Annotated in this window: 7 protein-coding genes and 1 pseudogene; 6 read left to right on the top strand and 2 right to left on the bottom strand. The window is 54.9% G+C overall.

Annotated features, from left to right (window positions below; genetic code table 11):
* The 3 genes from EKN83_RS08140 to EKN83_RS08130 are packed head-to-tail and all read left to right on the top strand — an operon-like array spanning position 1 to position 4773.
* A complete protein-coding gene (locus EKN83_RS08140) occupies positions 1-1404 on the top strand; it encodes a TolC family outer membrane protein (protein ID WP_047959294.1) in 1404 nt (467 codons plus the stop codon).
* Positions 1401-3593: a type I secretion system permease/ATPase gene (locus tag EKN83_RS08135; protein ID WP_047959295.1), complete on the top strand. Its 2193-nt coding sequence runs from the start codon at positions 1401-1403 to the stop codon at positions 3591-3593. Before EKN83_RS08140 ends, EKN83_RS08135 begins: the two co-directional genes overlap by 4 nt.
* A gap of 10 nt (positions 3594-3603) precedes the next feature.
* Positions 3604-4773: an HlyD family efflux transporter periplasmic adaptor subunit gene (locus tag EKN83_RS08130; protein ID WP_094918911.1), complete on the top strand. Its 1170-nt coding sequence runs from the start codon at positions 3604-3606 to the stop codon at positions 4771-4773.
* A gap of 86 nt (positions 4774-4859) precedes the next feature.
* Here EKN83_RS08130 and EKN83_RS08125 read toward each other — a convergent pair whose 3' ends face one another.
* Positions 4860-6689 (bottom strand): hypothetical protein, encoded by a 1830-nt coding sequence (locus tag EKN83_RS08125; RefSeq protein WP_126800649.1) that lies wholly within the window; start codon positions 6687-6689, stop codon positions 4860-4862.
* A 553-nt stretch (positions 6690-7242) separates the two neighbouring features.
* Here EKN83_RS08125 and EKN83_RS08115 point away from each other — a divergent pair.
* From EKN83_RS08115 to EKN83_RS08105, 3 genes and pseudogenes are all read left to right on the top strand, one after another.
* Positions 7243-7674 (top strand): hypothetical protein, encoded by a 432-nt coding sequence (locus EKN83_RS08115; RefSeq protein WP_126800647.1) that lies wholly within the window; start codon positions 7243-7245, stop codon positions 7672-7674.
* Positions 7675-7740: 66 nt separating this feature from the next.
* Positions 7741-7896: pseudogene (locus tag EKN83_RS08110) on the top strand (type II toxin-antitoxin system RelE/ParE family toxin); the annotation flags it as partial.
* A 10-nt stretch (positions 7897-7906) separates the two neighbouring features.
* Positions 7907-8254 carry a HigA family addiction module antitoxin gene (locus tag EKN83_RS08105; RefSeq protein ID WP_126800646.1) on the top strand — a complete coding sequence of 116 codons (348 nt, stop codon included), beginning with the start codon at positions 7907-7909 and terminating at the stop codon, positions 8252-8254.
* Positions 8255-8268: 14 nt separating this feature from the next.
* On the opposite strand, the gene EKN83_RS08100 is transcribed toward EKN83_RS08105, so the two are convergent.
* Entirely contained in the window at positions 8269-9027 is a 759-nt protein-coding gene (locus EKN83_RS08100; protein WP_260591154.1) for a helix-turn-helix domain-containing protein, read from the bottom strand.
* Positions 9028-9094 lie beyond the last annotated feature (67 nt).

The raw sequence follows: 9094 nt of genomic DNA, 5'->3' as shown, positions 1-9094 counted from the left end.
ATGGGAATGAAGATGCCTTACTGGTGGCTTTCGTGCTGCCTGATCTCTGTACCCGCTCTCTGCGCGAACCCGGCGGCAACGATCAATACCGGACAACTTCGCGAAACGCAGGAACTCCCCTCACTGAATGGCCGCGTGGCGCCTGTCGCGGGCAATGCCGCCCCCGGCACGCTGCAGCTGAGCGACGCCGTTAACCGCGCCGTGACCTGGCACCCGGCGATTAGCGAAGCGGTGGGAAAACTCTACCAGCAGAGCGAAGAGGTGGACGTCGCGAAATCAAAATACTATCCACAGATTAATGCCGGAATGGACAACGGCTACAGCCATGACGGCGACGATAACGGCTTTACCCCATCGCTGGTTCTTTCTCTCTCCCAGATGCTGTATGACTTCGGCAAAGTGGCAAGCCAGGTGCGTGCCGAAAGCGCCGGAGTGGCCCAGCAGCAGGCGAACGTGCTGGTGAGCATCGACACCATCGCCCATGATACCGCCATCGCCATGGTGCAGGTGCAAACCTGGCAACAGATGGTCGACACCGCCAAAGAGCAGCTCGACGCCCTCTCCTCGATTGGCAAGCTGACCCGCCAGCGTAACGACGAAGGGGCGACTTCGCTTTCTGACGTGGTACAGACCGATGCCCGCATCGAAGGGGCCCGCGCCCAGCTGATGCAGTACCAGGCCAGTCTGGACAGCGCCCGCGCCACGCTGATGAGTTTTCTCGGCTGGAATTCACTGAACGAGGTAGGAAATGATTTTCCGCAAAAGCTGGCCCGCAGCTGCGACGTCGCCGAGCCGGACGATCGTCTGGTGCCAGCGGTGTTAGCGGCATGGGCGCAGGCGAACGTCGCCCAGGCCAACCTTGACTATGCCGACGCGCAGATGACGCCCACCGTCTCGCTGGAGCCGGAGGTGCGCCATTACCTCAACGACCGCTACGCGGGAAACGAAACGCGGGATCGCACCCAGTACTCCGCGTGGGTGAAAGTGCAGATGCCGCTCTATCAGGGCGGCGGCCTCACCGCCCGGCGTAACGCCGCCGGACACGCGGTGGAAGCGGCGCAGTCCACCATCCAGCGCACCCGGCTTGAGGTACGCCAGAAGCTGCTGGAGGCGCGCAGCCAGGTGATGAGCCTGCTCAGTACCCTGCAGATTCAGGGCCGCCAGGAGGCGCTCAGCGCCCGCACCCGCGAGCTGTACCAGCAGCAGTATCTTGACCTGGGCTCACGCCCGCTGCTCGACGTGCTCAACGCCGAGCAGGAGGTCTATCAGGCACGTTTCACCCAGCAGCAGACCCTCGGCCAGCTGCACCAGCTGCAGCTCAACTGCCTCTACAACACCGGGCAGCTGCGTCATGCGTTTGACCTTGATAACCGCACCATCCAGACCGTGGAGATCCAGCCATGAAGCAGCGTGAGATTCCGCAAGGTGAAAACATGACGGATGAGGCTCTGGTCCAGTGGGCGCAGGCTTTTGGCTTTGTCGCCACGCGCTACCGCGTTGCCTGCTCCCCAGGCGCCCTGCTGGCGGGCGCGCCGTGGCTAAAAGGCAAACCGATGGTACCCGCTCTGACTCAGCTTGCCCGTGAGGCGGGGCTGTCGTTTCAGCTGCTCACAGCCGATAAGGCGTCGCTCAACAGCTGGCGTCTGCCGGTAGTCGTGGCGCTGAACGACGGCAGGATCGGGGTGATCGAACACTTCGACGGCGACGATACGCTGGAGGTCAGCTTTTTCGACGACCAGACCTACACCAACCGGCTGTCGATGACGGGGATGTTGCCCGCCATCCGTCACGTTATCGCTCTCAGGCCGCTGGCGGCGCTGAAGGACAGCCGGGTGGACGCCTATATCTCGAAATACCGGCCGGACTGGCTCTACCGGCTGGTAATGCGCGACCTGCGCCCCTACAGCTGGGTGATGCTCGCCGCGCTGTTTATCAACGTGCTGTCGCTTTCGGGGATTGTCTTTTCCATGCAGGTATACGACCGGGTGATCCCCGCCCAGTCCTATCCGACGCTCTACGTCCTGACCATCGGGGTACTCATTGCCACCCTGTTTGGCTTCGTGCTGCGCGTGGCGCGCGGGCACATTATGGATCTGCTGGGCAAACGCTCGGATCTGCGCGTCTCGGACCGCGTATTCGGTCACGCCCTGCGGCTGCGCAACAGCGCGATTCCGCGCTCCACCGGCAGCTTTATCTCACAGCTGCGCGAGCTGGAGCAGATCCGCGAGATGGTGACCTCCTCCACCATCTCCACCATTGTCGATCTGCCCTTCTTCCTGCTGTTTGTTGTCGTGCTGGCGATCATCGCCCCGCAGCTGGCGTGGATCGCGCCGGTTGCCGCGGTGATCATGGTTTTGCCCGGCCTGCTGCTGCAGAAGAAGCTGGCGGCGCTGGCGAAGCAGTCGGCACATGAATCGACCCTGCGCAATGCGGTGCTGGTGGAGAGCGTGCAGGGGCTGGAGGACATCAAGCTGATGCAGGCGGAAAACCGCTTTTTGCAGCAGTGGAACAGCTATATCCAGATCACCGCGGAATCCGGCCTGCGCACCCGCGAGCTGACGCAGAACCTGATCAGCTGGGGGATGACTATCCAGAGCCTGGTTTACGCCGCCGTGATCGTGGTCGGCGCGCCGATGGTGATCGACGGCACCCTGACCACCGGTTCGGTGGTGGCCGCCTCAATGCTGGCCTCTCGGATGATTGCCCCCATGGCGACGCTATGCGGCGTGCTGGCCCGCTGGCAGCAGGTCAAAGCGGCAAAAGAGGGGCTGGACAGTATCATGCAGCTTCCCACCGAGAACCAGCGCGAAGAGACGCCGATCCGTCAGGATGTGCTGCGCGGGCACTATCTCTTTGAACAGGCGCAGTTCCGCTATCATCCGGAGGATCCGCGCATGGCGCTACGCATCAACCGTCTGGAGATCAAACCGGGCGAAAAAGTGGCGATCCTCGGTCGCAACGGCGCCGGGAAATCGACCCTGCTGCAAGCGATGGCGGGCGGAATGGATCTGGCGGCCGGCGAACTGCGACTCGACAACTTCAGCCTGCCGCATCTCGACGTCGCCGACGTGCGGCGCAACGTCGGCTTTATGACCCAGAACGCGCGGCTGTTTTACGGCACCCTGCGTGAAAACATCACCCTCGGCATGCCGCGCGCCACCGACGAAGAGATTTTCGAGGCGCTGGAGCTGACCGGCGCGGCGGGCTTTGTGCAGAAGCTGCCGAAGGGTCTCGACTACCCGATCATGGAAAACGGCGTGGGACTCTCCGGCGGGCAGCGCCAGTCGATTCTGCTGGCGCGCATGCTGCTGCGCGATCCGAATATCGTGCTGATGGATGAACCCACCGCGTCGCTGGACGAGCACACCGAGCGGGAGTTTATCCAGCGGCTGGGCGACTGGCTCGGCAACCGCACCCTGATCGTCGCCACCCATCGCGTACCGGTGCTGGAGCTGGTCGAGCGGGTGGTCGTGCTCAAGGATGGCATGCTGGTGATGGATGCCCCGAAAGCGCAGGCGCTGAACAACAGTCGCATGCAACAACAGCAGGCAGCCGCCGCAAGGGAGTGGAAAAATGAAAATCAGTCAGCGTGACGTTGCGGCAATGGACGATCTGGATAACGCCCTCGACTCCGAAAGCGGGTACACCGGCGCGCGTCGGATCGTGATCTTTTCGTTGCTGATGTTTGTGGTGCTGGGGGTCTGGGCGTGGTTTGGCGTGCTGGACGAGGTATCCACCGGCTCCGGGAAGGTGATCCCCAGCTCCCGCGAGCAGGTATTACAGTCGCTGGACGGCGGGATCCTCACCGAGCTGAACGTCCACGAGGGCGATCAGGTGCAGGCCGGGCAGGTGCTGGCGCGCCTTGATCCTACCCGTTCCGAGTCGAACGTCGGCGAAAGCGCGGCACGCTACCGCGCGTCTCTGGCTTCCAGCGCCCGCCTGTACGCCGAAGTGAACGATCTGCCGCTGAAGTTCCCCCCTTCGCTGGCGAAATGGCCGGATCTGATTGCCGACGAAACGCGGCTCTTCAACTCGCGGCGTGCGCAGCTGGAGGATACTCAGCGGGAGCTGCGCGCCGCGCTCGATCTCGCCAATAAAGAGCTGGCCATCACCCAGCGGCTGGTGAAAACCGGTGCCGCCAGCCACGTGGAGGTGCTGCGCCTGCAGCGGCAGAAAAGTGATCTGGAGCTGAAGCTCACCGACGTGCGTTCGCAGTATTACGTGCAGGCGCGCGAGGCGCTTTCCAAAGCCAATGCGGAAGTCGATATGGTCGCGGCGGTTCTGAAAGGTCGTCAGGATTCCGTCACGCGGCTGACGGTGAAATCCCCGGTGCGCGGGATCGTGAAAAACATCAAGGTCACCACCATCGGCGGCGTGATCCCGCCCAACGGCGAGCTGATGGAGATTGTGCCGGTGGACGACCATCTGCTGATCGAAACCCGCCTCTCGCCGCGGGACATCGCGTTTATCCATCCAAACCAGGAAGCGCTGGTGAAGATCACGGCCTACGACTACGCCATTTACGGCGGGCTGCACGGCGTGGTCGAGACCATTTCCCCGGACACCATCCAGGACGAAGCCAAGCCGGAGGTGTTCTATTACCGGGTGTTTATCCGCACCAGCCAGGATTATCTGGTGAATAAGGCGGGCAGGCGCTTCTCGATTGTGCCTGGAATGATTGCGACGGTGGATATCAAGACTGGTGAGAAAACGGTGCTGGATTACATGATTAAACCGTTTAACCGGGCGAAAGAGGCGCTGAGGGAGCGGTGATGAAATTGTGTTGTTGGGCTTGTTTATTTAATGCCAGCAAGCCCACAACTCCCTGAATAAGACATAACGCGATCTGAATTCTTGCATTAGCTATGTAATTTCAACCATGTGCAAAGAATGTTGTCATCTGTTTTTATTTGCCCTTCGTCAACTTGTTTATTTACCCCCGCTTTTTTATTTGCTTTGACATTCCATGCAGGATGTAATGCAGAAAGCATCGATTCATACATATGCTTATAACGCGTAAAAGCTTCCTCCGGGGATTGAAGATGAGGGAGAATTGCAACAGTATAAAACATAGCATTAATTGTTGCCCGGAGATAGTGTTCCAAATTTGCCGTTAAGAGCTCGATATAGGGGCTTGAACCAGCATTATGAACAATGGCATTTCGCAAAATGTATAGCCGATGAATATGAAGCGTCACTTTTTCTGAATGTTTGATTAACTTATCAGCCATTGTTCTGTGATCGCTACAAAGAGAAGATAATTTTTTGAACATAAATCTTGCATAGGGGTATGGTGCAAAAGATGAATCGATTTGTTGAACTACAGCAGGATCTTTCAAAAAATCATATAGAGACCCTAAGTCAACCGTACTAAAATCAATATTATTATTCTGAGCATCAACAATGTCTCCTTTTAAATATCTTAACATACCTCGCAATGCAAACAATTGTTTTACTATGTAGTCTAATCCCATACAAGGAACGACAGAATAAATGACATGCTCATCGTGAGCTAATTCATTTTGCGAAACACCCAGCGTTAATGACTCCAGGGCAGACCAAAAAGACGTAAACCGACTTTCTTTTGATTTATTACTAACCCCACTACGCATAAAATGAAAAGCAGAACTTATCTTTTTTACTGATTCTGGTGATGCATTCGTATATAACGTACTCATGCATTTAATAAAATGAGAAAATTCGCTAATGGTCAATCTATCACTATTAACATTAATCTCATTATCGAAGGTAGCGATATTCACCTCACTGCCATCTTCAAGTATTACAGTGAATGCATTATGTGCATTTACTACGCTTTTACCAAGCATATAGGTAATAACATCGAGCGATTCCATAAGCAAAGCATCAGCCATATTTCTTGCAGCTAATACAGATATGGCATTAGTAACAATCTCAATATGAGTTGCCTTTCTATTTTTAGCCGTTAGGAAGGGCATAAACTTACATTCATTAAATATTAGCGGCGGTGAATCAGCAATGAGCATTTCATAAAGACGATCATTTTCGACAGTCAATTTCACAATATATTTTTTTATCGGTGACAGGATTTTTTCTTTCCAGGAATTAATTCTGGTATTAAAATCGACTCCATCACGTCCTAATAGCGTCCTTTGATAAATTAAGTAACACTCAGAAAGAGGCATCCCAAGAGTCAAAAGCATACTAATCATTGAGTTACAAAGATTAGCAATTTTTTCATATTCAGTATCCGTTGGAGGACTGACAGATGATAACGCGTCCTCCGTTAATTCTACTGCAATTGGAATATAATTAATTTGCAGCTTATTTTCTAATTGCTTAAAAAAGCTCTCCATCAAACGAATCTTTTTTTCGATTACACTTTGGCCAGAATCCTTTAACTGCTCCCTTGTGCCTAACAGAACTTTTATTTCATTGACAACATTTTTGAAAACAGGCGCTTGCAGAACAACATCGACCTCAAGATGTTCAAGAAGCTCTTCTGCAGCCCGAGAGCGTTTTTCAGCGCCGCTGAACTTATGCCCTAAACTATACAAAAATTTTATTTCATTCAGCGCATTGAGCACATTATTGAAACTGACCCGATCAGTATCTATGCTGTCTTTATGGGATAAGTTGCCCCAACACTCGATAAAAAAGATTTGCTGTGGTGTCAATCCTTGACGTTCAAGGCGAGTATCGATTCTCATAAGAGTTGCATCTCATTTTTATTTTGTTATAATTCTAAACCATCATAACGCATTAACATCCGCCGCCGAACACAAAAAGCGACGGATTATGAAAAAAACGGCCCTCACCTTTCGCCTGTGGTTACGTCCCGGATTGGTTTTGGGCCAGACCTTCTGAGAGAGACCACCTTAGGGTGGTCTTTTTTATGGATTGATTTTACATATCTTTTTGGTTTCAGGTACAACTTCTCTAACTCTATGCTATTTCCTGAAGCCGCCTCGCAGGATTTGATTTCTCCTGTATAACCCTCTTCTTTTTATGGCTAACCGGGCGTATGTTCTTCCCACGCCAGCAAAATCTGGCGTCGGGATTGGCATCCCGGTTAAACTTAATGGCGGCGTAAGCGCTTGTTGCGCCGTGCGTCTGGCTACATTCCAATGGTGGGCTGGACGGGGGCGTCGCAAGACGCGCCGGTGTCCATTAAGGCCGGTAATGCCAACTCCGTTCAGTCCTGCCACCCGGGAAATTGGCATTTCTCTGGCAGTGTCTTAATCACTTAATGGAAACTGTCATATGACCACCAGCAACGCACTTTTCACAACCCCTTTCGACCGCAATACCGACTTCACCGAACTTGCCGACAACTGCCAACGCTATTGCGAAGCGCTGGTGGAAGAGACCGATCCTGCAAGAAAAATAGCGCTCTGCGGTCGTCTTGCCTCAACTCTCGCCCTGCTCCGCCCGATGCTGCTGGAGCCAATCCCTGAGCACTTAGAGGAACGTCTTACCGTCGATGTGTTTCCTGAACCTGCATTCCACGCCGAGTCCGATCAACTCTGCCGCTACTGTGAGGAAATTACACAACTGCTGATAGCAGGCGTGCTCTCACCTGAATCCGCCCGCGTGATGGGGGATTTACTCTTTGAGCTGACGGGCTACTTTGCCGACCAGCTCACCGCCCCGCGCTGGCTGAGAACGGAGGCTGGCGTCGCGTTGCTGGGTTGAGTCTGGATTGCCGGGTGACGGCTTCGCCTTACCCGGCCTACATTCCCGTAGGCCCGTGCAAGCGTAGCGCCACCGGGCAACATGTATGAAGCATTGAATCCTCCGTTGAAAGGCTATTTTTCAATCCGGGTCAACAAACAATACAGGCTCGTTTTTCGCTGGACTGCGGGTAAAGCAGACGATCTCTACCTCTCTCCACACAAATACACGCAACACAAGTGAGGCATCATCTATGACACTTCAGCAGGCACTCCGCAAACCCACCACGCCGGGCGACGTGTTGCAGTACGAGTACCTTGAACCGCTCAATCTTAAAATCAGCGATCTGGCGGAGATGCTTAATGTCCACCGCAATTCCATCAGCGCATTGGTCAATAACAATCGCAAGCTTACTGCCGATATGGCAATAAAACTGGCAAAAGCCTTTGATACCACTATTGAATTTTGGCTGAATTTACAACTGAACGTCGATATCCGGGAAGCGCAATCTCATTCCAGGACGCGGGAGGAATTAAGCCGTATAAAGACCGTTGCAGAAGTCATGGCTAAAAGGAAATCTGGTCAGCCGGATGTCGCCTGATCCAGCCACGCGCATTACCTTCGCCCAAAAGGGACGTCTTTAACCGCCCACTGTCCCGGCGTTTTACCGGTCCATGCTCTGAAAACCTCAATAAATGCGCTGACGCTGCTGTAACCGCACGACAGCGCGATCCACCCCACCGGTTTTCCCGCCGCGAGCCACTCCATTGCCTGCATAACGCGCGCCAGCTGCCGCCAGTTGACGAAGTTCATGCCGGTCCCGGCGCGAAACCGACGGTTGAATGTACGCACGCTCATCCCCGCCTGGCGCGCATGGTCCTCAACCGTCTGGTTATCATCGACGAACTGCAGCAGATGCCTGACCACGTGCTTCAGGCGCGGATCTGTCGGTACAGGCAGGTAATAACGGACCTGTGGCGCCAGGGCAAGTTCATCCAGCAGCAGAGCGAGCTTTCGCGGATCGCCTTCACTTCCTCCCACGCTTACACGCGAAAAGAGCGCATGCGTGAGATCGTCGGGTTCGAAAAGCGCAGGCGCACCGGGAAGCGCAGCACACTGCTCAGGATCGAGGTAGATCGCGCAGCCTTCAACGGCGCTTTCCGCAAAGGCGGCGTGCTGCTGGCCGGGCGGGACCCAGCCGATATGTTTTGCCGGTACCACCGCGCGCCCCTGCTGCGTCTCAATCACCAGCAGCCCTGTTTGAATGCGCCAGAGCTGGCCGGGATGATGACTGTGCCACGGAGTACGATAGCCGCCGGGATGACTGAGTATCTCAGTGCTGAACATCGCATTTGACCGAAAATCGTTATTCATCGACGTATTACAGAAACTGCGCCTTCCTCTGTCAAGGATAATGGTGGCTCACCCACACAAGGAGTCA

Source organism: Enterobacter sp. WCHEn090032 (assembly GCF_003986875.1).
GTDB classification, from domain to species: Bacteria; Pseudomonadota; Gammaproteobacteria; order Enterobacterales; family Enterobacteriaceae; genus Enterobacter; species Enterobacter sichuanensis.
Note: the sequence above shows the minus strand (reverse complement) of the source record. Positions and strands in the feature narration are given on the sequence as shown.

What these genes read in the sequence shown, in the direction of transcription:
- EKN83_RS08125 (WP_126800649.1), bottom strand. Translation starts at nt 6,689, where the DNA reads ATGAGAATCGATACTCGCCTTGAACGTCAAGGATTGACACCACAGCAA.
- EKN83_RS08130 (WP_094918911.1), top strand. Translation starts at nt 3,604, where the DNA reads ATGGACGATCTGGATAACGCCCTCGACTCCGAAAGCGGGTACACCGGC.
- EKN83_RS08100 (WP_260591154.1), bottom strand. Translation starts at nt 9,027, where the DNA reads ATGAATAACGATTTTCGGTCAAATGCGATGTTCAGCACTGAGATACTC.
- EKN83_RS08105 (WP_126800646.1), top strand. Translation starts at nt 7,907, where the DNA reads ATGACACTTCAGCAGGCACTCCGCAAACCCACCACGCCGGGCGACGTG.
- EKN83_RS08140 (WP_047959294.1), top strand. Translation starts at nt 1, where the DNA reads ATGGGAATGAAGATGCCTTACTGGTGGCTTTCGTGCTGCCTGATCTCT.
- EKN83_RS08135 (WP_047959295.1), top strand. Translation starts at nt 1,401, where the DNA reads ATGAAGCAGCGTGAGATTCCGCAAGGTGAAAACATGACGGATGAGGCT.
- EKN83_RS08115 (WP_126800647.1), top strand. Translation starts at nt 7,243, where the DNA reads ATGACCACCAGCAACGCACTTTTCACAACCCCTTTCGACCGCAATACC.